Genomic DNA, 23,565 nt, shown 5'->3' on the forward strand with positions numbered 1-23,565 from the left:
CTGCCCCGAACCTGCCACATGATGACCGGGCCGAGCCGCTCCGCTGCCCGGTCATGCCGGCAGCTCCTCTCGCCCGAAGAGCCCGGCCGGCCGGAAGAGCAGGACCAGGGCCATGACCAGGAAGATGAGGGTCTGCGCGAGCAGCGCCGGCCCGTAGGCCTCGCTCCACGCCTGCAGCAGGCCGATCGCGAAACCCGCGGCGACGCTGCCGAAGACCGAGCCGAGGCCGCCGATGACGACGACCGCGAAGACGCCGATGATCAGGTCGGCGCCCATGAGCGGGTTCACCGCCCGCATCGGCGCGGCGAGCACCCCGGCGAGGGCCGCGAGGGCGACGCCGAAGCCGAAGACGGGCGCGATCCACCGCCCGACGTCGATGCCGAGGGCTCGGGTCAGCTCGGGGCGTTCGGTGGCGGCCCGCACGACGGTGCCGACCCGGGTGCGGGTCAGCAGCCACCACACGGCGACGCACAGCAGCACGGCCACGCCGAACACGAACACCCGGTAGGCCGGGAAGTCGAAGAGCCCGAGGTCGACGGTCCCCCGCAGCCCGGCCGGCGCGCCGTAGGGGTTGGACTGCGAGCCGTACCGCGACTTCACCACGTCCTGCAGCATGAGCGTGAGCCCGAACGTGAGCAGGAAGTTGTACAGCGGGTCCAGAGCGGACAGCCGGCGGATCAGCCCGCGCTCCAGCAGGATCCCGAGCAGGCCGAGCACCAGCGGCACCGCGAGCAGCGCCCACCAGAAGGAGATCCCGGCCTCGGCGAGCAGCACGTAGGCGCCGAACGCGCCGAGCATGTAGAACGCGCCGTGGGCGAAGTTCACCACCCGCAGCATGCCGAAGATGACCGACAGGCCGAGGGCGAGCAACGCGTAGAAGCTGCCCCCGACCAGTCCGTTGAACGTGTGGGTGAGGAAACCCATCGGACTAGAGCTTGCAGTCGGCCGACGGGGCGCGGAACGCCTCCTGGGCGGGGATCGTCTTGACGATCTGCTCGTAGTCCCAGGGCTCCTTGACCTCGCTCGCCGGCTTCACCTTGGCGAGGTAGGCGTCGTGCACGACCCGGTGGTCGGCGGCGCGGAACTCCCCGTTGCGGAGGAAGAAGTCGTTGGCCTTCTTGCCTTCCAGCTGCTTCACCACGGCGTCGGCGTCGTCGGTACCGGCGGCCTGCACGGCCTCCAGGTACTGCATCGCCGCGGAGTAGTTGGCGGCGTGGGCGAACGTGGGCCGCTGGCCGCCGGCGCGGGCGGAGAACTTGTCGGCCCAGGCGCGGTTCTCGGCGTCGAAGTTCCAGTACCAGGCGTCGGTGAACGTCGTGCCCGCGAGCGCGTCCGGGGTGAGCGAGTGGATGTCGGTCAGGAACATGAGCCCGACGGCGAGCCCGACGCCCTTGTCCCGCAGCTTGAACTCGTTGTACTGCTTGACCAGGTTCACCAGGTCGGCGCCGGCCTGCATGGTGCCGAGCACGTCGGGCTTCGGGTTGAGCGTCGGCGCCTTGAGCAGGAACGTGGAGAAGTTGTCGTTGGGGAACGGGGTCGGGTCGCTCGCCACGACGCTGCCGCCGCCCTTGGCGATCGCGGCCTTGAAGGACTTCTCCATGTCCTGGCCGAAGGCGTAGTCGGGGTAGACGATGTACCAGTTCTTCGCGCCCGCCTGGGTGGTCGCGGTGCCGGTGCCGTTGGCGAGCATCGCGGTGTCGTAGGCGTAGTGGAAGGTGTACTTGTTGCAGGACTTCCCGGTCAGGTCGGTGGTCGCGCCGGAGATGTTGAAGTAGAGCTTCTTGCTCGCCTTGGCGACGTCGGCGACCTTCAGCGCGGCCGAGGACGTCGGCACGTCGAGGATCGCGTCGACGCCGAGCCGGTCGTACATCTCCGCGGCGCGGGTGTTCGCCACGTCGGGCTTGTTCTGGTGGTCGGCGGTCTCCACGGTGATGTTCTTCGTGATCGCCTTGTCGCCGTACTTGGCCTTGAAGTCCTCGATCGCCATGTTCACGGCCACCACCGAGTTCTTGCCCGACAGCTGCGCGTAAACGCCGGACTGGTCGTTGAGGACGCCGAGGACGAGCTTGTCGCCGGTGAGCTTCGAGCTCCCGCCGGAGCGGGGTCCACCGCCGCCGCAGCCCGACAGGGCGACACAGAGGGCGGCACCGGCCGCGATCGCTTTTCTCATTGATATTTCTCCTAGATCCCGAGGTGTGCGAGGAGTTCGGCCTCGCGGGACTGGATGTCGGTGTTGTCGAAAGCGCCGACGATCCGCCCCTCGGCGAGGAGGTAGTGGCGGTCGGCGACCGTGGTGGCGAAGTGCAGGTTCTGCTCGACGAGCAGGACGGTGACGCCGTGCTCCTTGGCCCGGCGCAGGATCTCGCCGACCTGCTGGACCAGCAGCGGGGAGAGCCCCTCGGTGGGTTCGTCGCAGAGCAGGACGGTGGCGCCCATCCGCAGCACGCGGGCGAGGGCCAGCATCTGCTGCTCGCCGCCGGAGAGCTTGGTGGCCGGGCTGGAGCGCCGGGTGTACAGCGCCGGGAACGCCTCGTGGACCTGCTCCAGGCTCCACGGGGCCGGCCCGACGACCGGTGGGAGGGTGAGGTGCTCGGCGACGGTCAGCGTGGCGTAGGCGCCGCGGTCGTCGGGCACCCAGCCGAGGCCGCGGCGGGCCCGCTGGTGGACCTTGCGGGCGGTGACGTCCTCGTCGGCGAGCCGGACGGTGCCGGACTGCGCGGTGTGCAGCCCCATGACGCAGCGCAGCAGCGTGGTCTTGCCGGCGCCGTTGCGCCCGCAGAGGGTGACGACCTCGCCCCGCTGCACAGACAGGTCGACGTCGCGCAGGACCTGCGCCTCGCCGTACCACGCCGAGAGACCGTCAATGTGCAACATCGGAGCTCCCCAGATAGGCCTCGATCACCCGCGGATCGGTGCGGACCTGCTCATAGGGGCCCTCGACGAGGACCCGGCCGGCCTGCAGGACCGTGACGGTGTCGGCGAGCCGGCCGACGACGCGCATGTTGTGCTCGACCAGCACCACCGTCCGGCCGTCCCGGACGGCCGCGATGAGCTCGACGGTGCGGTCGACGTCCTCCAGGCCCATCCCGGCGGTCGGCTCGTCCAGCAGCAGCACCTTCGGGTCCAGCGCGAGCGCGATCGCCAGCTCGAGGGCCCGTTTGCGCCCGTACGCCAGGCTGCCGGCCAGGGTCTCCCCCGCGTCGCCGAGGCCGACCAGGTCGAGCAGCTCGCCGGCGCGGGCCGAGAAGCGGTCCAGGAGCCGGTGGCTGCGCCAGAACGACCAGCCGAGCCCCGTCGCGCTCTGCAGGGCCAGCTCGACGTGGGTCCGCACGGTCTGCTGCGGGAAGAGGCTGGTGATCTGGAAGGAGCGGGCGACGCCGAGGCGGGCGACCCGCTCCGGCGGGAGCCCGGTGATGTCGTGACCGCCGAGCTCGATCCGCCCGGCGGTCGGTGCGAGAAACCCGGTGAGCAGGTTGAACAGCGTCGTCTTGCCGGCGCCGTTGGGTCCGACGAGCGCGTGCACGCTGCCGGCGGCGACGGTGAGGTCGACCGCGTCGACGGCCCGGAAGCCGCGGAAGTCACGGGTGAGACCGCGCGCTGTCAGGGCGGGACCGTCCATCGGGGGACACACCTCCTCATGGCGGTGGGCGGGTGGCGGTCACATGTGGCCCGCCGTTGCGGCGAACGCTATGACCGGCGCCACACCCAGGCCATGGAGGCGATCCATACATTTGCCCGTGTGAGCGTGTGCCCGTACCCCACACAAAAAAGACACCGGTCGATTCGATGGTGATCGAATCGACCGGTGCCCGTGGGGACCGCTCATCGGCGGTCCGGTATCCACCTCGCAAGGGGTCCGAGGCGGGTCCGCAGGCCGGCGAGGCCGCCGGGGAAGAAGTACACGGCGAGGATGAAGACCGTGCCGAGCACGAACAGCGGCTGCGACAGCGGCCCGCTCAGCACGCCCGGCAGGTTGTCGACGGCGTCGGAGCGGCCGAACGCGACGAGCCGGTAGTCGAGGTACGTGAAGAGCATGCCGCCGATCAGCGGGCCCCACCGGGTGCCGGGGCCGCCGAGCACGACCATGACGAGCAGCGTCAGCGTCTGGTCGGACGCCGCCACGTGCGGGGTGGCGCCGCCGATCAGCAGCGCGTACATGGCACCGGCGAGGCCGGCGAGCCCACCCGCGACGGTGAACGCGAACAGCTTGTACCGGTACGGGTCGAGGCCGAGCACGCCGACGCGGCGCTCGTCGTCGCGGATCGCGGCGAGCACCCGCCCGGCGGGCGCGTCGGCGATGGCGTGCACGACCAGGACGGTGACGACGGCGACGCCCACCGCGAGCCAGTACAGGTTCACGGTGTTGGTGACGCCGACGAGCGCGTCGGGCACGCCCGACGTGTCCATCGGCAGGCCCTCCTCGCCACCGGTCTGCCCGCCCGGGTCGCGCCCGATGGTGATCGCGCCGACCTGCGCGAAGGCGAGGGTGACCATGGCGAAGGCGATGCCGTTGGTGCGCAGCGCGATCGCCCCGAGCGCCGCGGCGATCGCGGCGGTGCCGACGACGGCGAGGAGCACGGCCTGCCACAGCGGGAAGCCCGCCTTGGTGACGAGGACGTCGGTGCCGTAGACGCCGGCGGCGAAGTAGAGCGCGTGACCGAAGGACAGCAGCCCGGTGCGCCCGAAGAGCAGGTCGTAGCCGGTGGCGAGGGCGCCGAACACCAGGCACAGCGCGAGCAGCTGCAGGGTGCCGGGCTTGTTGATCGCCGCGTCGAACACGCCCGGGATGGAGATCGACCAGTACGGCAGCGCGATGAGCACGGCCAGGAAGACGAGCGGCCCGAACCGGGCGGGGTGCCACTTCCGGCGCGGCTTCGGCACGGTGCCGCCAGGGGTCACCGCGGTGTCCGTCATCATGAGGTGGCGACCTTTCCGGTGATGCCCTGCGGGCGGACGAGCAGCACGATCGCCAGGAGCGCGACGACACAGATGTCGCCGAGCCCCGGTGAGGTGTAGTTGACGAACTGCTGCAGCAGCCCGACGGCGACGGCGGCGTAGGCGGCACCGACCACCGAGCCCATCCCGCCGATGACGACGACGATGAAGCCGAAGATGAGCAGCGAGCTGCCGCCGGTCGGGGAGATCGAGCCGGCGTAGACACCGCCGAGCGCGCCGGCGAGCGCGGCGGCGGCGCCCCCGATCGCGAAGACGAGCGTGAACGCGCGGCGCACGTCGATGCCGAGCGCGGTGACCATGGACCGGTCCTCGACACCGGCGCGGATGACCAGGCCGATGCGGGTGTACTTGAGGAACGCGAGCAGGCCGGCGAGGACCACGGCGGCCGCGCCGATGAGCAGGAAGCGGTCGTTGGGGACGCGCGCGCCGGCGATCTCGGTCAGCTCCTGCGTCCACTGCGGCCGCGGGTAGGTCCGCGGGTCCGCGCCCCAGGACGCCTGCAGCAGCGCCACGCCGGCCAGCGACAGCCCGACGGTGACGAGGACCTGCTCGATGGTGCGCGAGTACAGCGGCCGGATCAGCACCAGCTCGACGAGCGCGGCGACGACCGTGCCGCAGACGACGCCGAACACGACGGCGAGGACGAAGCCCCACCCGGAGGCCCCGGCGCCGGGAAGGTTGCCGGAGGCCCACCAGGTGCCGTACGCGCCGACGGACAGGAACAGCCCGTGCGCGAAGTTGAGCACGTCGGCGAGCCCGAAGACCAGCGCGAGACCGGACGCGACGAGGAAGTACAGGGCGGCGAGACCCAGCCCGGTCAAGGTCAACAGCACAAACGTGCTCATGCGTGCTCCCCCTTGCCGACGCCGAGCAGCGCCTTGGTCTTCTCGGTGTAGTCGAGCAGGTCGCCGGCCCCGCCGGTGTACGCGACGCGGCCGTTGGCGATGACGACGGCGTGCCGGGCCATCCGGCGCACCACCGCCAGGTTCTGCTCGACGAGCAGCATCGGCACGACGGCGGCGACGGCCTCCAGCGCGGCGGCGACCTCGGTGACGACCTTCGGGGCGAGGCCCTTCGTCGGCTCGTCGATGAGCAGCAGCCGGTTGGGGTTGAGCAGGACCCGGCCGATCGCCAGCATCTGCTGCTGGCCGCCGGACAGGGTGCCGGCCCGCTGCCGGGCCCGCTTGCGCAGCTCCGGGAAGAGGCCGTGGACGGTCTCGTAGTCGGGGGCCGTGCCGGCGCGCTCGGCGAGCCGCAGGTTCTCCGCGACGGTGAGCCCGGCGAAGACGCCGCGGTCCTCGGGCACGTAGCCGAGGCCCTGCCGGACCAGCCGGAACGTGGGCTGCCGCAGGATGCTGCCGCCGGCGAAGCCGACCCGGCCGGTGATCTCCGCGGCGCGCGGCATGAGCCCGAGCACGGCCTTGAGCGTGGTGGTCTTGCCGACGCCGTTGCGGCCGAGCAGCGCGGTGACGCCCTGCGGCTGCACGGAGAACGTGACGCCCTGCAGGATGTGCGACCCGCCCACCTTGACCGACAATTCCGAAATATCGAGAATGGCGGTCACGGTGCCACCTTCCCGGACATGTCCGCTGCGCGAACATGTCCGACATTTCGGTTATGTCGGGGAGCGAAGCGAGTCGACACAACCGAGCTCAGAGGATGTCTCACAGCTTCTCCCCCAGGTATGCCTCCTGGACGGTCCGGTCGGCCATGACGACCTCCGGGGTGTCGCAGATGAGCAGGGCGCCGTGGTGCATGACGGCCACCCGGTCCGCCAGGTCGAGCACGACGTCCATGTGGTGCTCCACCATGAGGACGCTGCGCCGCTCGTCGCGGGTCAGCGTCTTGATCAGCGCGACCAGCCCCGGGACGTCCTCGGCGCTGACGCCGGCCATCGGCTCGTCCAGCAGCAGCACCTTCGGCTCGCCGGCGAGCAGCAGCGCGATCTCCAGCTTGCGCTTCTCGCCGTGGGCCAGGGTGCCGGCCAGGGTCCGGGCCCGGTGGTCGAGCCCGACCCGCCACAGCACCCGGGCGGCCCGCTCGGCGATGTCCTTGTCGGACCCCGGCAGCGGGAAGGGCCGGATCGACCCGCCGCGGCGGGCCTGGACGGCGAGCCGCACGTTCTGCTCGACGGTGAGCGAACCGAACACCGACGAGGACTGGAAGGTGCGGCCGAGGCCGCGGCGGGCCCGGCGGTGCGGCGCGAGCCGCGTGACGTCGTGCCCGGCGAGCGTGACCGAGCCGTCCGTCGGCTTGCGCAGTCCGGAGATCAGGTTGAACAGCGACGTCTTGCCGGCGCCGTTGGGGCCGATGACGGCGAGGAACTCGCCCTCGGCCAGGTCGATCGACACGTGGTCGACGATCGCGACCTCGCCGATCTTCCAGGTCAGCCGCCTGGTGGACAGCAGGCCGGTGGCCGGGGCGTCAACCACCCCGGCCGCCGGTGCGTTGCTTCGGGGGAACAAACCTCAGCCCTTCATCTGCACGACCGGCGGGGCCGCGTCGGCCGGGTCGATCGCCTTGACGAGCTCCGGCTTCAGGTCGGCGCCGGAGCCGGAGAACTTGCCCTGGAACATCGGCTGCAGCAGGGCGTGGTCCTCCTTGCGGACCGTCAGCTTGCCCTTGACGCCGTCGAAGCTCCAGCCCTCGAGCGCGGTGACCATCTTGTCGGCGTCGTCGCCGCCCTCGCCGGCCGCCCGCACGACCATCTGCGCGGCGGTGAAGCCGTCCGGGTGGAACAGGTCGACCTTGCCGCCCTCGACACCCTTGCGCAGTGCGGTGGTGGCCTCGTTGTCGCTGGCGCCGTCGAAGTAGTGCGCGAGCAGCGACAGCTTGCTGCCGGCCGCGCCGAACGTGGCCCACGAGGCGCGCTGGTCGATGCCGGTGACGACCATGGTCGAGCCGAGCACGCCCTGCTGGTCGAGGGCCTGCCACATGGCGGGGGCGGTGGTGCCGGCCCACGCCACGAAGATCATGTCGGCCTTGGCGCCCTTCGCCTGGGCGGCGAAGCCGGTGAACTCGGTCGCGCTGGCCGGGACGAACAGGTTGTCGACGGTCGCGCCGGCGCCGCCGATGACGGCCTTGACCGCGTCGGCGTTGGACTTGCCGAAGGTGCCCTCCTGCGCGAACACGAGGACCTTCTTGCCCGTGGGCGACGGCAGGTAGGACTTCGCCGCGAGGACGTCCTGGTAGGACTGGCGGCCGGAGCGGAAGGTGTACTTGTTGACGCCGGTGACCGCGTCGGACGCGGCCGGCCCGGAGATGAAGAGCACCTTGTTCTGCGCGGCGAGCGGCGCGACCTGGCCGGCGACGGCCGAGCCGGTGCTGCCGGCGATGATCTTGTATCCCTGGCCGATGAGGTCCTTGGCGGCGGAGACGGCCTTCGCCGGGTCACCCGCGTCGTCGACCTCCTTGACCTCGACCGGGCGGTTGCCGACCTTGCCGGTGCCCTTGGTCGCGAAGGCGAGGCCCGCCTTCCAGCCCTCGATGTACTGCTTGCCGTAGCCGGCGAGGGCGCCGGTCTGCGAGTAGACGAGGCCGACCTTGATGGGGGTGCCGTCCTTCGCCGGCTCCTGCGCCGCTTCCTGGGGGCTGCTGCACGCCGCCGTGAACGTCGCCGCGATGCCCAACCCGAGCGCCGCGAACAGTACCCGCCGCGGCGCAGTCGTCTGCCGAATCACGCTTCCTCCGTGTGAACGCCTTGTTAAGGCCAGCGCCTGCTGGCGGTGTTCGCACACGCTAGGAGTGGCGCAGGGCACCGAGCTATGTGGGCGCACCACACAAGTCGGGCGGGTTGCCCGGTTCGATGCCCTACGAGACGGCCACGAGGTCGAGGAACGCCCCCAACATCGGCAGAAACACCGGCGAGTGGTCACGCTCGGTGACGAAGAGCATGTGGTCGGCGCCGGGGAGGACGGCGACACAGTTGCGCCCGCGGTGCAGCCCGGAGAGGCGCTCGGCGAGGACCGCGACGCTGCGCTCGACGGGCACGAGCTCGTCGGCGGCGCCGAACAGGGCGAGGATCGGGCAGCGCAGGTGCGGGACGACCGCGGCGGGGTCGAAGCTCAGCGCCCGGGCGAAGAACGCGAGGGTCTCCACGGTGTCGTACGGCGCGGCCGCGACCACGTCGTGCCACTCGCGGCCGGCGAGCCGGCGCTGCGCGTCGAGGACCTGGGCGGGCGGGTCGCCGACGGCGAGCCTGGCGGCGCGCTCGTCGACCCAGCGCATCGCCTCGTCGACGACGGCGGGCGGGTGCCCGCCGCGGCGCAGCGCCCGCTCGATGCGGACGCGCTCCTGCTCGGCGATGCCGACGGCCGGCCCGGACACGGTGATCACGAAGTCGACGGCCTCCGGCCGTCCGCTGGCGGCGAGGAGGGAGATCCAGCCGCCCTGGCTGTAGCCGATGAGGCCGACCCGCTCGACGCCGGTCTCGGCGCGCAGGGCGGCGACGGCGGCGAGGGCCTCGGCGGCCCGGTCGGCGAAGCTCTGCGCCCACCAGCCGGCCGGCTTGTCGTGCCGCAGCGTGGCCACCCCGCGCCCGGCCAGCCAGCCGGGAATGCCGACCCAGTCGTGCCGCGTGGCGGGTCCGGAGCCGTCGATCAGCACCAGACCGGCCCTGGGCGCGTCCGGCGGCACAGTGAGGATCGCTTGCAGGTCGCCGACCGTAAGGTCCCGTTCAGGCATGAGGCCCTCCCCACGCTGAACATAACAGCGCGGGGAGGGCCATCGACGACTGCCTAGGGCTTCTTGGCCGTCGGCGTCGACTGGTACGACTTGAGCAGGTCCATCTTCGCCTGGTCGATCGTCTTCCAGTCGTCCTTCAGGACCCCGCCGGTGTCGCCGGAGTTGGGGTTCCAGGACCAGTACGTGTAGCTGAACCCGTTCTCCTTCATGTAGGAGATGAGGTGCCGCTGCCAGATGCCTTCGAGGTCCTTGTTGCCCTGGGCGTCCTTCTCCGCGACGGAGCGGCCGCCGAACTCGCCCATCAGGACCGGGGCCACGTTGTTCTTGACGAGGTGGCCGAACTGCTTGTCCCACAGCGCCGGCATGTTGGCCGGGAACGCGGGGTCGGTGAACCAGCGCTGCGACCACACCTTGGGGCTGTAGTCGTGCGCGGAGTACACCAGCTTCGACTGGTCCTTGAGCCGGACCGGGTCCTTGGCCGCGCCCTGGAGGTTGCCGCCCCACCAGTACCCGTCGCCGTCGTAGGACTCGATGCCCTCCACGACGATCAGCCAGTCGGGGTTCTCGGCCAGGATGGCGTTGCCGGCCCGCTCCGCGGCGGCCCGCCAGTCGGTCTTGTCGCCGCCGGTGCCCCAGGTGGCCTCGCCGTGCGGCTCGTTGTGCAGGTCGGCGCCGACGACGAGTGGGTTGTCACGGTAATGCTTCGCGAGCATCTTCCAGTCGGAGATCCACCGCTCCTCGCTGACCTTGTCGGTGTACCAGAGGTTGCTCTGGCCCTGCGAGGTCGGCCGGTGCCGGTCGAGGATGACCATCATCCCGCGCTTGGTGATGCCCTCGACCACCTTGTCCATGATCTGCGGGCCGGTGAGCCCCTGCAGGTCCGGGTTGAGCTTGTAGTCGACGCCGTTGGGCTTCGAGGCGGCGTCGAAGAGCTCGTTGCTGAAGGGCAGGCGCACCGAGTTGAAGCCCTGCGCGGCCATCTGGTCGAGCATGTCGTCCAGGGAGCGGGACCACAGCCCGTGCGGGGCGAACGTGTTGGTCTCCAGGCCGAACCAGTTGACCCCGGTGAAGGTGACCGTCCGCCCGCCGGCGTCGACGATGCGGTTGCCGTTGGTGTGCAGCGGCAGTTGGAGTTGCCGGCCGGCCGCCTTGGCCGGACCGTGCTTCTCTTCGGAGTCGCGCATGACAAGACCACCGGTGGTGACTGCGGCGGCGGCGAGTACAAGAGTGGCGCTGAGCCACACAAGACGGGAACGCTTCAAGACCTGTCCTCACGTACGACGACGTCGGGCAGGTCAAAACATTACGGATTCGGAAATTTCAGGTCAGCGTACCAATGTCCGAAATGCTCGTAGTGCAACTGTAGGAGCGTCCTCATGGCGCAACTGTAGGAGCGTCCCAGTCCGCCGCTCGTACGACGGCCTCCAGCTTCGACCGGGCACCCATCTTCGACAGTAGATGCCGCACGTGGCTGCGGACGGTGGTGTAGCTGATGCTCAGCTCCCTGGCGATGTCGCGGTTGTCCATGCCGGAGGTCATCAGGGAGAGGATCTGCCGCTCCCGCGGGGTCAGGCTGTCCAGCCGCCGGGCGTGCTCCGCGGAGCGGTGCGAGCGCTCCCGCCGCCGTGCGAGCAGCTTCGCCAGCTGGCGGGCCGGCACGAGGATCTCCCCGTCGATCGCCCGGCGCACCGCGTCCGCGACGTCGGCCCCGCCCGCGCTCTTCACCAGGTAGCCGGCGGCGCCGGCCTCCAGCGCCGCGAGGATCACCTCGTCGCTGGTGTCGGCGCTGAGGAACACGATCGCGACGTCGGGCTGGTGCAGCCGCAACGCGGCGACCGCCTCGGGGCCGGTGCCGTCGGGCAGCCAGTAGTCGCACAGCACCACGTCGACCCGCTCGACGTCGGCGAGGTGCTCGACCTCCCCGACGCCGCCGGCGATGGCGACGACCCGCAGCTCGGCGTGCTCGTTGAGCAGCGCGGCGAGGCCTTCGGCGACCACCTGGTGGTCCTCGACGATCAGCACTCGGTAGCGCATCAGGCGGCTCCTTTGGATTGCAGGTCGGCGCCGCGCGGCACCCAGAACGTGACGGTCGTGCCACTGCCGGCGCTGCCCCTGGGCACGCTGCCGATCCGGAACCACCCGCCGGCCAGCGCCGCCCGCTCCCGCATCAGCACCAGCCCGAGGTGCCCCGCCTCGGACTCGAACTCCTCGGCGCCGACCCCGTCGTCGACGACCCGGATCAGGTAGCCGCCGTCCTGCTCGTCGAGGATCACCGTGCACTCGTCGGCGTCGGCGTGCTTGTAGACGTTGGCGACGGCCTCCTGCAGCATCCTGAAGAGCAGGAGCCGGGTGGGCAGCGCCGGTTCGTCCCGCAGCCGGTTGTCCAGGTGTACGGCCAGCGAGTGGTCCTCGGCGAGCCCGTCCAGCAGGTCCCTCGTCGCCGCGGCGAGCCCCTCGCTGGTCAGCTTCGGCGGCCGGAAGTCGAAGATCAGCCGCCGCAGCCGGTCGGCGGCGAGGGCCAGGCTCTCCTCAAGCTTACTGAGCAGCTCCAGGTTGCGGGGGTCGCGCAGGCGGCGGCGCAGGTGCTGCAGCCGCAGCATCGCCGCGGTGATCACCTGCAGGCTGTCGTCGTGCACCCCGGCCGCGATGCGGGCCCGCTCCCGCTCCTGGTTGAGGATGACGTCGCCGAGCGCCTGCTCCTGCGCGGCGCCCTCCTGCTGCAGCCGGGTCACGCGGTGCTCGAGGCTGGACCGGGACAGGCCGCCGGCGCCCTGGTCGTCGACGGCGAGCACGACGAGCCCGCTCGGGTCGCCGGGCAGGGTGCCCAGTCGCACGTCGACCGGCACCTCGGCGCCGCCCGGCAGGCGGATCACCGAGCCGGTGTAGACGGGCTCGTCGCCCGTCTCCGCGCCGAGCGCGGCGCGCGGGTCGCTGACGAACAGCTCCCCGACCCGGCGCCCGACCAGGTCGACGGTGGCCCGGTGGAAGAGCGCCTCGGCGGCGCTGCTGGCGAGCCGGACCACCCCGGCGGCGTCGAGCACGACCAACGCCTCCGGGGCGGCCCGGAATGCCTGCCAGTACACCGGGGCTACTTCTCCAAGTCCTTCGGCAGCACGTACGGCTTCGGCGTCGGGATGTCGACCGGCCCGCCGGAGGAGTCGACCTTGAAGTTGACGGTCGCGGTCGAGCCGCTGAGCTGCCCCCTCAGCTCGAAGATGACACTGTTCTCGGTGTTGCCGGGGATCGTGTACTGCCCGACGGCGCGGGCGGTGCCGGCCTTGTTGACCCGGAACGCGGACACGAGCTCACCCTTCGCGCCCTTGGAGGTCTTCGCGTAGACGTGCACGGCCTCGTTCGGCGCGAACTGCGTGGCGTAGAAGTTGACGACCGTGCCGGGCAGGCCGCCGTAGGCGTTGGTCCGGGCCTGCGGCATGTAGGGCAGGATCGTGAACCCCGTGGACGCCGCCGCCCGGCTCTGCTCGCCGATGAAGACCAACGACTGGGCGCCCTTGAGCTGGTACGGCATGGTGAGCCCGGCGCCCTTGAAGGACCCGGCGCCGTCGGTCGGCACCGCCATGACCGGCTGCCCGCCGGCGGAGTTCAGCCGCACCAGGACCCGCTCGCCCGGCGCGAACCCGGCGCCGGAGAAGGTGATCGACTGGGTCGCCTTCACCGCGTAGGGCGCGAGCTTGATCGACGGGTACAGCCGCAGCACCTGGAACGGCGCGCTCGCCGCCGCCCCACTCGTCTTGCCCACGACCACCAGACTGGTCGTCCCTACCGCCGTGACCCCGACTTTGATCGGCGTCTTACCCACCGAGCCATCCTCGTCGGCCTTGAGGGTGAGGGTGGGGTCACCATTGATCCGCCCCCAGTAGACCAGCAGCTGCTCGCCCGGGGAGAAGCCCTTCACCGTCAGGTTGACGACGTCGCCGGGCTTGCCGACTATGGCGGACAGCGTCGCCTGCCCGGCGCCCTGGGCGACGGCCGCCTCGGCCTTGGCGACCTTGTCGCTGCCGCGCGCCTGTGCGGTCACCTCCATCACGGGCGTGGTCATCTTGGTGGGGAACGAGAAGTTCACCGTGAAGATGCCGTACTTGCCGGCCTTCGCGGTGCCGACCTGGACGGGTTTGGCGCTCTTGGCGGCGCCCTTGGACGGCTGCGCCCCGGACGAGGACGGCCCGAGGAACACGTCGACGACGGACCCCTGGTCGAAGCCGGACCCGCTGGCCGTGACCGAGCCGCCGAGCCGCACCAGGCCGGGGTTCAGCGTGACCATCGGATCGCCGCCACCGTGCACCATGACCCCGTTGAGGTCGACGGTCGGCGCCTTCGGCGCCTTGGTCACCGGCGCCGTCGGCGTGTCGCCGCCACCGCCGCCGAACGACGGCATCTTCGGTGTCTCGATACCCAGCGCCGGCAGCACCGAACGACCGACGCTGATCAGCAGGAACGCGGCGACCGCGGCGATCAGCAGCCGGCGGCCGGAGATCTTCGGCCGGGACACCCGCCGGCGGCGTTTCGCCGCCGACGGACGGCGTTTCGCCGGCGCCAGCCGGCGCTTCAGGGTTTGCATCGTCACTCCAGCTCGCTCACGAGGTTGCACCGATCTTGATGATCTGCAGTGAGACGTCGCCGCGGGTCGCCTGCCAGACGGGCTGCCCGTGTTGGTCGATCGCCTCGAGGATCCAGGTCTCGCCGCCGCGTTCGAGTGCGTCGCGCATCTTGTTCGACATCACGACGTAGTCGACGTTCTGCCAGCTGGAGGCGAAGACCTTGTCCCGCACGTCCGGGTCGGACGTGGCCTTGTAGTGCGGGTAGGCGTACTTGTACGGCGGGTCGTTGTCGTGCAGCGCGACCCAGATGTCGTCGTCGATGATGAGCTTCGCGTTCGGTGACACGTTCGTCTTGATCCACGCGACCTGCTGCTCCTGCAGGCGGGTCAGCGGCAGCCGGTAGGCGTCGCTGAACTCCAGCTGACCCTTGGTGTTGTACTTCACGAGGAACCCGCCCGGCATGACGAGCACCGGCACCAGCAGGCAGGCGACGAGCACCGCCGCGCCGGCCGGCTTCGTGCGCCGGGTGAGCCAGCCGAAGAACATCCCGAGGTTGAGCGCGAACAGCGGGACCATCGGCGCGATGTAGAAGTCGAGCAGGGCGCTGCGGGTCAGGTAGAAGCCGTAGCCGACGGCCATCAGTGCGCACGCCAGCATCGGCCCTCGCAGCCGTTTGTTGTTGCGGCCGGCGAAGAGGGCGAGCAGCGTCGCCGCGGTGCCGGCGATGAGCAGGTGCCGATCCTTGAACAGCCAGCTGTCCTGGAGCAGGCTGGTGAACGACAGGCCGTTGCTGCTGTTGGAGTTGCGGTGCAGCTGCCACCACACGGTGTAGAGCAGCGACACGTGGTCGCCGGGGGTGGCGGCGGCGAGGTTGAAGTTGAACCCCTCCGGGAACAGCTCGTTCTTGATCTGCGCGTAGAGCAGGTAGCCGACGACCGGGGCGAGCGCGGCGAACCACCAGAACGACAGGCCGAAGCGCCGGTTCGACTGCTCCTTCACCGTGCGGTGCAGCAGGTACGCGCAGCCCGGCAGGATGAACAGCGCGTTCTCCTTCGTGACGAGCGCCAGGCCGAAGCACGTCCCGGCGGCCATCACGGTGACGATCCGCCCGTCCTTGCGGGCCAGCAGGAACAGGCCCAGCAGGATCCAGAACATCATCAGGTTGTCCAGCAGCACCTGGCGCTGGTAGTACACGCCGAGCGGCGACACGTTGAACACGAACGCCGCGAGGAACCCGCCGGCCTTGCTGCCGGTGTAGCGCCGGATCGTCTCGTACAGCAGGAACACCGACACCAGGTGCACGATCAGCATCAGGACCCGCCCGGTGTTGATCGCGTTGCCGAAGGCGCTGAAGCCGCCGGGCAGGATCGCGACCCAGCCCGCGATCGTGAGCCAGCCCATCGGCGCGTGGTCGTAGAAGTACGTGTAGGGCGACAGCTTGCCCATATGGAGCACGGACCACGCCTGCTCCATGTAGATGCCCTCGTCGGTGAGGTACAGCGGGTAACGGAACATGTTCCAGCCGTGCGTCACCAGCCCGATCACCAGGCTCAGGATGATGAGCGGCCAGCCGCGGGTCTGCGGCTTCTTCGGTGTCGGCGCGGCCGGGCTCGCCGGCCGCTGCAGGGTGTCAGCCGACATTGGTCAGCTCCGCCGTCTCCGCCGCGGTGCGGTGCGCACCGACGTGGGCCGTCTTCTCCCAGTTGCGTTCGCCCTTGACCTGCCGCCACAGGGCGCGCGCCGCCGCGTAGGACAGCACCATCTGGTACGGGAACCAGGTGATCGCCATCTTCACGACCGTGCCGGGGGTGGCCTTCAGCCCGTGCGCGCCGGTGAACTCGTACAGGCCCACGACGCTCATCACGAAGTGCGCGCCGAGCAGGAGCACCGGCAGCCACGACATCATCGCCACCGGCACCGGCACGCTCAGCACGAACGCGCTGAGCAGCGCCACCGGCAGGTACACCCCGAGCATCGCCTGCACGTGCGGGAACGCCAGGGTGTACCAGGCGAGGAACCGCTGCCGGCGGGTCGGCATGAGCTTCCAGGTGCCCTTGCCGAGGGTCTGCATGAAGCCTTGACACCACCGGGTCCGCTGCTTGATGAAGCTCTGCAGCGTCGGTGGCGTCTCCTCCTTCGTGACGTAACGGTCGTCGTAGACGACCCGGACCTTCTCCCCCATGCTGGAGATGCGCAGGCCGATGTCGGCGTCCTCGGTCAGGTTCGACTCGTCCCAGCCGCCGAGGCGCTCGATCAGGCCCCGCTTGAAGAACACGGTGTTGCCGCCGAGCGGGATCGCGCCGTTCTTCGCGTGGTAGTGCAGCCGGCTGCGGAACCAGAAGAAGTACTCCAGCACGTTGAACGTCGAATACCAGTTGGAGTCGAAGTTCATCAGCTGCACGCCGGCCTGCACGCAGCCGACGTCCTCGCCCATCATGATGGTGTTGACGATGTCGAACAGCTGCGGCTGGACCTCGTCCTCGGCGTCGAAGATCGCCACGACGTCGTTGGTGGCATACCGCAGCGCGGTGTTGAGCCCGTGCGGCTTGTTGATCGGACCGTCGTCGAACACGACCACCTCGACGTTGGTGCGGCCCATCGCGCGCAGCCGGTTCACCTGCGCCTGTGCCTGCTCGATCGTGCCGACGTCGTCGGCGGAGCAGACCACGAGGATCTGCACCAGGTGCGGCGGGTAGTCAGCGGACGCGGCGCGGGCGATGGTGTGCTGGATGACCTCCTCCTCGTGGCGTGCCGGGAGGATGGCGGTGAAGGAGAGTGCCGGCGTAGCACGTTGATCTGGCGCCCGCGCCCGGTCGCCCGCCTCGGGCTGGTCCCACGTGTAGATCATGAGGTACAACGCGTGCGCCGCCTGCACTGTCAGCACCAGCGAGATCAGGGTGAGAATGGTCAACACCAGCTGTTCCATCGGTGCGTTCACTCCAAATCCACTTCGAGCTGACGGCGAAGTTGACTGCGAACCCGGCCACGATGCCGATGAGGTTCGCGGGCAGGTAGTGCATCCCGAGCGCGACCAGCAGCTGGACCGCGACGACGTTGACCGGCAGTGCGGCGAGGCCGGCCAGGCTGAAGTAGGCGAACCGCTGCAGCGACAACCGGCGGCGGCGGAACGTCCAGAGCTCGTGCAGCACGTAGTTGGTGACCAGCGCGAGCTCGACAGAGGCGACGGTGGCGGGCAGCAGCGCCAGTCCGAGCACCCCGTGCAGCACGAGCAACGCGCCGTTGTTGACCACCACACCGCCGGCTCCCACCAGCGAAAACCGGCCCAGCCGGCGCAAGTTGGGCGTCACGGTGCAACGATGCTCGCCCCGGGCGCGCCTTACATCGGGCCACGGTCGGTGGGTGGCGGCGACCTTCGTCCTCCCCCATTCGGCGTAGGCCGAACGGGACCGGGGACGTGGTGATTCGACGCCGCACCGGGGTATAGCGCGCGGCGATGAGTATCAAGATCTTGATCGCCGATGACCACGCGATGGTCCGTGAGGGCCTGCGCGGCTTCCTGTCCCTCAGCGGCGACCTGGAGACCGTCGGGTTCGCCGCGGACGGCCGCGAGGCGGTGCGCCTGGCCCACGAGCTGCGCCCCGACCTCGTCCTCATGGATCTGCTCATGCCGGTCCTCGACGGTATCTCCGCGACCACCGTGATCCGCCGTGAGCTGCCCGGGGTCGAGGTCGTCGCCCTCAGCGGCTACCTGGAGCCGCAGCTCATCGCCGACGCCCTGCACGCCGGCGCGGTCGGGTACCTGCTGAAGGACACCTCCTCCGAGGAGCTGCACCGGGCGGTCCGCGCCGCCGCCGCGGGTCAGGTGCAGCTGTCGCCGGCGGTCGCGGCCCGGCTCGTCCGGGACGTCCACGTGCCGACGGCCCCGCCGCAGCTCACCCGCCGGGAGGAGGAGGTCCTGGTGCTGCTGGCCCGCGGCCGGGCCAACGGGCAGATCGCCCGGGAGCTGCACATCGCGCCGCAGACGGTGAAGACGCACGTGAGCAACATCCTGCAGAAGCTCAACGCCGAGAGCCGCACCCAGGCCGCCCTCTACGCCATGCGGGTCGGGCTCGTGCCGGTCCACGCGGCGGCCCCGAGTTGAGGCACCGTTGAGACACATAGCGGCGCTGCACGCGCAGCTGCGCGCCGGCGCCCCGGTCGACGAGGTGCTCCACTCGGTGTGCGACCGCGCCCGGCGTGCCCTTCCGGCGGCGGCGGTCCTCGTCGTCGACGCCGCGGGTGCCGTACGGGTGAGCTCCGGCCCGCCGCTGCCGGACCTCGCCGCGCTCGCCGCCGCCGCCGCGATGCGGGGCGGTCGGGTGGTGCTGCGGGGCACCGTCAGCTGCGTGCCGATGCCCGGGCACGGCGGGGTCCCCGGCGTGCTCGTCGCCGCCGGCCGGCGCCGCCCTCCGCCACCGCGCCGCCTCGAGGCCTTCGCCGCGGTCGCCGCGCTCGCCATCGGTACCGGCGAGACACAGGCGACCCGGGAGCGCGAACGCCTCGCGAGGGACCTGCACGACTCGGTGGTGCAGACCCTCTACGGCATCAGCCTCGGGGCCGGCACCGCCGCCGAGCTCGTCCACGGCGACCCGGTCAACGCCCGCGCCTCCCTCGCCTGGATCCAGGAGACGGCCAGCGCCGGCCTCAGCGACCTGCGCGGCATCATCGTGCGGCTGCGCCCGGAGACCCTCGTCGGCGCGGGGCTCGCCGCGGCGCTGCGGCGCATCGTCGACGCGCTGCACTTCGCGCCCGGCACCGGCGCCGTCCCGCCCGGGTGGGGGCTGCAGCTGGACGCCGAGCCGGCGGTCAGCCCGCAGGTGGAGGAGACCCTGTACCGCATCGCCCTCGAGGCCCTCGGCAACGCCGCCCGGCACGCCGGCGCCTCGCAGGTCACCGTCCGGCTCGCCGGCGACGACACCCGCGTGGTCCTGGAGGTCGTCGACGACGGCGTCGGGTTCCTGCCCTTCGCCGCGGGGTCGCCGGGCCGGCTCGGGCTGCGGTCCATGCGGGAGCGGGCCGAGCTGGTCGGCGGCACCCTCGACGTGATGAGCGCGCCGGGTGCCGGCACCGTCGTCCGCGCGATCCTGCCCAGTTCCCCCGCCGTCCTCTCGGGGTGAGGCACCGCCGCCGGGTCCGGCTGACCGTTGGGACATGCGCGTGGTAGTTGATCTCACCAAGTGTCAGGGCTACGCCCAGTGCGCCTTCCTGGCGCCCTCCTCGTTTCGGATGCAGGGCGACGAGGCCCTCATGTACGACCCCGCCCCCGCCGAGGACCAGCGCGAACGCGTCCGGCGAGCAGCGGCCGCGTGCCCCGTCCAGGCGATCCAGATCGACCGGCTCTCCGTGCAGGACATGCCACCCGTGCACGTCGTGGACCGCCCGTCCCGCATCGTCGTCGTCGGCGCGTCCCTCGCCGGGCTGCGGGCCGCCGAGGCGCTGCGCGAGGAGGGGTTCACCGGGTCCCTCACGCTCATCGACGGCGAGTCCTGCGAGCCGTACGACCGGCCGCCGCTGTCGAAGCAGGCCCTCAGCGGCCACGTCGCGCCCGACGCGACCGCCCTGCCACGCCCCGACCTCGACGCCAGCTGGCGGCTCGGGGTCAACGCGATCGGCCTCGACCTCGCCGGCCGACGGGTCCAGCTCGACGACGGCTCGTCGGTGCCGTTCGACCGGCTGCTGATCACCACCGGCGTCCGCGCCCGGTCGTGGCACGACCCGGTCGAGGCAGCCCTGGACGGCATGTTCGTGCTCCGCACCCGCGACGACGCGGTGCGCCTGCACGAGCGGCTCGCCTTCCTCGCGCCGTACGGCGCCGCCGCCCACCTCAGCGAGGCGGTCCCGGGTCCGCTCGAGCCGCGCGACGCCGGCCGCACACCACGCGTCCTCGTCATCGGCGCGGGCTTCACCGGCTCCGAGATCGCCTCCACCTGCCGGTCGATGGGGCTGGACGTCATCGTCGCCGAGGCCGCCGCGACGCCCCTGGCCGGCGCGCTCGGCGGGGTCATCGGTGCCGTCGCCGCCGAGGTGCACCGCGAGCACGGCGTCGACCTGCGCTGCGGCATCACCGTCGAGTCGATCGAGGGCGACGCCGGCGGCCGCGTGCGCCGGGCCCGCTTCTCCGACGGCACGGTGGCCGACGTCGCGGTCGTCGTCGCCGCGCTCGGCGGGGTCCGCAACATCGAGTGGCTCCGCGACTCCGGCCTCGCCGTCGGCGAATGGGGCGTCGCGTGCGACGCGGGCTGCCGCGCCTTCGACGCCAACGGCCTCGTGCTCGACGACATCTTCGTCGCCGGCGACGTCGCCCGCGCCCCGAACGCGATGTTCGGCTACCAGTTCCTGGCCCTGGAGCACTGGGCGAACGCCGTCGCCCAGGCCGAGGTCGCCGCCCACAACATGGTCAGCGACGAGTCCGACCGCTGGCCGCACCTGCACATGCCGTCCTTCTGGTCGCTGCAGTTCGGCATCAACATCAAGGCCGTCGGCGTGCCCACCTTCTCCGACGAGGTCGTCGTCACCCAGGGCTCCGTGGCGGACCGCCGCTTCGCCGCGGCCTACGGGTACAAGGGACGCCTCACCGGCGCCGTCACCTTCAACCACGGCAAGTGGCTGCCGTTCTACGCGCGGCTCATCGAGCAGGCGGCACCGTTTCCGCCGCACTTCACCACCGTCGACCAGCCCGACTCGATGGTGCCCGTCCCCGCCGACGTCCCCGACCCCAAGTTCCTGGCCCGCGACGCGACCGTGGTGGTCACCGGCCACGATCCCAGCTCCCGGTCCGCTTCCCTGAGGAGTTCCCGATGACCACTTCCGTCGGCTCCGTGTTCGGTGCGGTCCTGGATCCGGTGAACCGCCACAACCCCTACCCGCTCTACACGTCGCTGCGCCGCACCCCCGTCGGCCGCGAACCCGACGGCACGTGGCTGGTCACCACGTTCCGGGAGATCTCCGCCCTGCTGCACGACCCGCGGATCAGCTCCGCCGTCGACCCCGACCGCGAGCCGGTCGGGCTGGCGCCGAGCTTCCTGCGGACCGACCCGCCCCAGCACGACCGCCTGCGCCGCCTCGCCACCCGCCAGTTCGGCCCGCCGCACCGCCCGACCTTCGTCGCGGACCTGCAGCAGTCCTTCGAGGGCATCGTCGACCGGCTCATCGCCGACCTGCCCGCCTCCACCGCGGACCTCGTCGACCAGTTCGCCTACCCGCTGCCGGTCCTCGTCATCTGCGAGCTGCTCGGCGTGCCCCTCGCCGACGAGCCGCGCTTCAAGGCGTGGATCGACCAGGCGCTGGCCACCGAGAACCCGCGGGACACGCCGGCCTTCCGGGAGCTCGGGGACTACCTCGGCGACCTCGTCGACGCCGACCCCGAGCCGGGCCTGCTGCGCTCCCTCGCCCACGACGACGGCCCCGACGGCCGGATGACCCGCGACGAGCTGGTCGGCACGGCGCTCCTGCTGCTCATCGCCGGCCACGAGACGACGGTCAACCTCATCGCCAACGCCTCGCTGGTCCTGCTCCGCGAGCCCCGCTGGATCGAGCGCCTCCTCGACGACCCGTCCTTCGCGATCCCCCTCGTGGAGGAGGTGCTGCGCTGGGACCCGCCCGTGCAGTTCCTGCCGTGGCGCACCGCCCTCGACGACATCCCCATCGGCGGCACCACCATCCCGCGGGGCGCCTCCGTCACGCTGCTCCTCGCCGCCGGCAACCGGGACGCCGCCCACGTCAGCGACCCGGACCGCTTCGACCCGGACCGCCGGCCCGTCCAGCACCTCGGCTTCGGCGACGGCATCCACTACTGCTTCGGCGCCCCGATGGCCCGGCTGGAGGCGCAGGTGGCCCTGCGCGCGCTGGCTCCGGTCCTGGCGCGGGCCCGCCTGCTGGAGGACCCGCCGGAGTACCGGCCGAGCCCCGTCCTGCGCGGCCCCCGCCACCTCCGCGTCGCCCTGCAGTGAGCCGGCGCCGCGGCGCCCTGCCGTGACCGGGCGCCGCCGCCGCTCTGCGGTGACCGGGCGCCGCCGCCGCTCTGCGGTGACCGGGCGCCGCGGCGCCGGCGCCACCCGTCGCCGGCGCCGCGGGCCGTCCGCTCACGCGGCGGGTTGGGGCTCCGCCGTGGGGGCGGGGGTCGCCGCCTGCAGCGGGCGGGGCGGGAGGGCCTTGGCCAGCAGGCCGTAGCCGGCGAGCAGGAGCAGCGGGCTGAGCACCGACAGCGGGCCGACGCCCACCGCGAGGAACGCCACCACGCCCAGGCCCGTCAGCACCGGCACCCACCAGCGGACCAGGCCGTCGGCGGCGGCGCCGATCGGGACCGCGATCAGGCCGAGCAGGCTCACCAGCATGGCCGGCATGGCCCAGCCGATCGCGAACAGCGCGTACCCGCCGAAGGCCTCCGTCACCTTCTCCGCGAGCTCGGCCGGCACCGTCTGCCGGACCGCCAGGTCGCTGAAGTCGCCGACCATCAGCCCGCTGAAGTGCATCAGCGCAAACGCGGTGACCGCGGCCGCCACGCTGGTGAACCGCCGGCCGCGGCGCATCAGCAGCAGCATCCCCGGCACGAACAGCACCCACGCCCAGTGCAGCAACAGCGCGCTCACCTGCGCCAGGTCCGGCTGCCGCACCGACTCCTCGATGTCCGGCGAAAGCCCCGGCACGGTCAGCAGCCCCGCCCCGAACACGACCGGCGCGGCGACGAGCCCGAAGCGGCCCACCCGGTCCTTGAACACGCCGAACGTCGCCGGCTCGTCCGCCCGGGACGGGTCGGTCCGCCGGCCCATCTCCCACCCGGCATAGCAGTACGCCACCAGCATCACGACCGGCCCGGCGAGGTTCACCGGCAGCGGCGAGATCGCGAACTGCAGGTACAGCACCGAACCCAGCAGCGCGGCGGCCGCCGTCCACCAGGAGATGACCTTCGCGTAGGCGGCCGCGACCGGGGTCAGCAGCAGCGCCAGCGCCCAGCCGACCAGGCCCGGCACCTGCCAGCCGAACGCCGCCCACTGCATCGACTGGAACGCCTCGTCGGCGCGCTTGACGTCGGCGTCGGTCAGCGTCTGCTCCATGGCGAGGATCGCCAGGTCGTACGCCATCATCGCGGAGAACGTGACGAGCCCGAACACCGCGGCGCACCACGCGATCCGCGCGAGCACGGCGCCCCTGCGCCGGATCGGTGCGAGGAGCCCGAGGAACACCGGCACGAACAGCACCCACGCCCAGTGCAGCAGCACCGAGTGCCACTGGATGGCGTCGGGGTGCGCCCGGTAGATCCCGAAGCCCTGCTCCTCGCCGAGGGCGGGGTCGACCGCCGTGGCGACGGCGAGGAAGGCGGGCGCGAGGAAGAGCACGAGCCTGAAGAGGAGAAGCCGCATATCCGTACCCC

The 23,565-nt window shown here is 71.5% G+C and carries 22 protein-coding genes; 4 read left to right on the plus strand and 18 right to left on the minus strand.

All coding sequences use genetic code 11. The features are described from left to right. Positions 1–51 precede the first annotated feature (51 nt). The 17 genes from AB0I21_RS25380 to AB0I21_RS25460 all read right to left on the minus strand — a co-directional run bounded on the left by AB0I21_RS25380 (position 52) and on the right by AB0I21_RS25460 (position 17,503). Positions 52–924 carry a branched-chain amino acid ABC transporter permease gene (locus tag AB0I21_RS25380; protein ID WP_360564702.1) on the minus strand — a complete coding sequence of 291 codons (873 nt, stop codon included), beginning with the start codon at positions 922–924 and terminating at the stop codon, positions 52–54. A gap of 4 nt (positions 925–928) precedes the next feature. Further along, on the minus strand, positions 929–2,170 hold the full coding sequence (locus AB0I21_RS25385; RefSeq protein ID WP_360564704.1) for an ABC transporter substrate-binding protein: 1,242 nt from the start codon (positions 2,168–2,170) through the stop codon (positions 929–931). An 11-nt stretch (positions 2,171–2,181) separates the two neighbouring features. Further along, positions 2,182–2,874, minus strand: a complete 693-nt coding sequence (locus AB0I21_RS25390) for an ABC transporter ATP-binding protein (RefSeq protein WP_360564706.1) — start codon at positions 2,872–2,874, stop codon at positions 2,182–2,184. Continuing rightward, positions 2,861–3,619 carry an ABC transporter ATP-binding protein gene (locus tag AB0I21_RS25395; RefSeq protein ID WP_344503530.1) on the minus strand — a complete coding sequence of 253 codons (759 nt, stop codon included), beginning with the start codon at positions 3,617–3,619 and terminating at the stop codon, positions 2,861–2,863. Before AB0I21_RS25395 ends, AB0I21_RS25390 begins: the two co-directional genes overlap by 14 nt. 203 nt (positions 3,620–3,822) lie before the next feature. Then, the gene (locus tag AB0I21_RS25400) at positions 3,823–4,917 is read right to left on the minus strand and encodes a branched-chain amino acid ABC transporter permease (protein WP_360564708.1); all 1,095 of its coding nucleotides are present in this window, start codon (positions 4,915–4,917) and stop codon (positions 3,823–3,825) included. Further along, entirely contained in the window at positions 4,914–5,801 is an 888-nt protein-coding gene (locus tag AB0I21_RS25405; RefSeq protein ID WP_360564710.1) for a branched-chain amino acid ABC transporter permease, read from the minus strand. Before AB0I21_RS25405 ends, AB0I21_RS25400 begins: the two co-directional genes overlap by 4 nt. After that, complete coding sequence (locus AB0I21_RS25410; RefSeq protein WP_360564711.1) at positions 5,798–6,520, minus strand: ATP-binding cassette domain-containing protein; 723 nt, start codon at positions 6,518–6,520, stop codon at positions 5,798–5,800. The genes AB0I21_RS25405 and AB0I21_RS25410 overlap by 4 nt, the downstream gene beginning before the upstream one ends. A 100-nt stretch (positions 6,521–6,620) precedes the next feature. Continuing rightward, on the minus strand, positions 6,621–7,364 hold the full coding sequence (locus AB0I21_RS25415; protein WP_360564842.1) for an ABC transporter ATP-binding protein: 744 nt from the start codon (positions 7,362–7,364) through the stop codon (positions 6,621–6,623). A gap of 60 nt (positions 7,365–7,424) precedes the next feature. Further along, positions 7,425–8,636 (minus strand): substrate-binding domain-containing protein, encoded by a 1,212-nt coding sequence (locus AB0I21_RS25420; RefSeq protein WP_344503526.1) that lies wholly within the window; start codon positions 8,634–8,636, stop codon positions 7,425–7,427. Positions 8,637–8,766: 130 nt separating this feature from the next. Beyond that, positions 8,767–9,639 carry an alpha/beta hydrolase gene (locus AB0I21_RS25425; RefSeq protein ID WP_360564713.1) on the minus strand — a complete coding sequence of 291 codons (873 nt, stop codon included), beginning with the start codon at positions 9,637–9,639 and terminating at the stop codon, positions 8,767–8,769. A gap of 53 nt (positions 9,640–9,692) precedes the next feature. Then, the gene (locus AB0I21_RS25430) at positions 9,693–10,823 is read right to left on the minus strand and encodes a glycoside hydrolase family 5 protein (RefSeq protein WP_360564715.1); all 1,131 of its coding nucleotides are present in this window, start codon (positions 10,821–10,823) and stop codon (positions 9,693–9,695) included. Between the two features lie 190 nt (positions 10,824–11,013). Continuing rightward, entirely contained in the window at positions 11,014–11,673 is a 660-nt protein-coding gene (locus AB0I21_RS25435; RefSeq protein WP_360564717.1) for a response regulator transcription factor, read from the minus strand. Continuing rightward, entirely contained in the window at positions 11,673–12,722 is a 1,050-nt protein-coding gene (locus tag AB0I21_RS25440; protein ID WP_360564719.1) for an ATP-binding protein, read from the minus strand. Before AB0I21_RS25440 ends, AB0I21_RS25435 begins: the two co-directional genes overlap by 1 nt. 5 nt (positions 12,723–12,727) lie before the next feature. Then, positions 12,728–14,215 (minus strand): hypothetical protein, encoded by a 1,488-nt coding sequence (locus AB0I21_RS25445; protein ID WP_360564720.1) that lies wholly within the window; start codon positions 14,213–14,215, stop codon positions 12,728–12,730. Between the two features lie 16 nt (positions 14,216–14,231). Beyond that, positions 14,232–15,836: a glycosyltransferase family 39 protein gene (locus AB0I21_RS25450; RefSeq protein WP_360564722.1), complete on the minus strand. Its 1,605-nt coding sequence runs from the start codon at positions 15,834–15,836 to the stop codon at positions 14,232–14,234. Beyond that, positions 15,826–16,956 carry a glycosyltransferase gene (locus AB0I21_RS25455; protein WP_360564844.1) on the minus strand — a complete coding sequence of 377 codons (1,131 nt, stop codon included), beginning with the start codon at positions 16,954–16,956 and terminating at the stop codon, positions 15,826–15,828. Before AB0I21_RS25455 ends, AB0I21_RS25450 begins: the two co-directional genes overlap by 11 nt. Then, positions 16,892–17,503, minus strand: a complete 612-nt coding sequence (locus AB0I21_RS25460; protein ID WP_360564724.1) for a GtrA family protein — start codon at positions 17,501–17,503, stop codon at positions 16,892–16,894. Before AB0I21_RS25460 ends, AB0I21_RS25455 begins: the two co-directional genes overlap by 65 nt. Positions 17,504–17,649: 146 nt before the next feature. Between AB0I21_RS25460 and AB0I21_RS25465 the strand changes: the two genes are divergently transcribed. Genes AB0I21_RS25465 through AB0I21_RS25480 form a run of 4 tightly spaced genes read left to right on the plus strand, consistent with a single transcriptional unit; the run spans position 17,650 to position 22,144 of the window. Further along, positions 17,650–18,297 (plus strand): response regulator transcription factor, encoded by a 648-nt coding sequence (locus AB0I21_RS25465; protein WP_344503517.1) that lies wholly within the window; start codon positions 17,650–17,652, stop codon positions 18,295–18,297. Between the two features lie 7 nt (positions 18,298–18,304). Next, on the plus strand, positions 18,305–19,312 hold the full coding sequence (locus AB0I21_RS25470; RefSeq protein WP_360564726.1) for a sensor histidine kinase: 1,008 nt from the start codon (positions 18,305–18,307) through the stop codon (positions 19,310–19,312). Between the two features lie 34 nt (positions 19,313–19,346). Then, positions 19,347–20,996: an FAD-dependent oxidoreductase gene (locus AB0I21_RS25475; RefSeq protein WP_360564727.1), complete on the plus strand. Its 1,650-nt coding sequence runs from the start codon at positions 19,347–19,349 to the stop codon at positions 20,994–20,996. After that, positions 20,993–22,144 carry a cytochrome P450 gene (locus tag AB0I21_RS25480; protein ID WP_360564729.1) on the plus strand — a complete coding sequence of 384 codons (1,152 nt, stop codon included), beginning with the start codon at positions 20,993–20,995 and terminating at the stop codon, positions 22,142–22,144. The genes AB0I21_RS25475 and AB0I21_RS25480 overlap by 4 nt, the downstream gene beginning before the upstream one ends. Before the next feature lie 132 nt (positions 22,145–22,276). Here AB0I21_RS25480 and AB0I21_RS25485 read toward each other — a convergent pair whose 3' ends face one another. Next, the gene (locus tag AB0I21_RS25485; protein ID WP_360564731.1) at positions 22,277–23,554 is read right to left on the minus strand and encodes a hypothetical protein; all 1,278 of its coding nucleotides are present in this window, start codon (positions 23,552–23,554) and stop codon (positions 22,277–22,279) included. Between the last annotated feature and the right edge of the window lie 11 nt (positions 23,555–23,565).

The organism is Dactylosporangium sp. NPDC050588 (assembly GCF_040654975.1).
GTDB classification, from domain to species: domain Bacteria; phylum Actinomycetota; class Actinomycetes; order Mycobacteriales; family Micromonosporaceae; genus Dactylosporangium; species Dactylosporangium maewongense.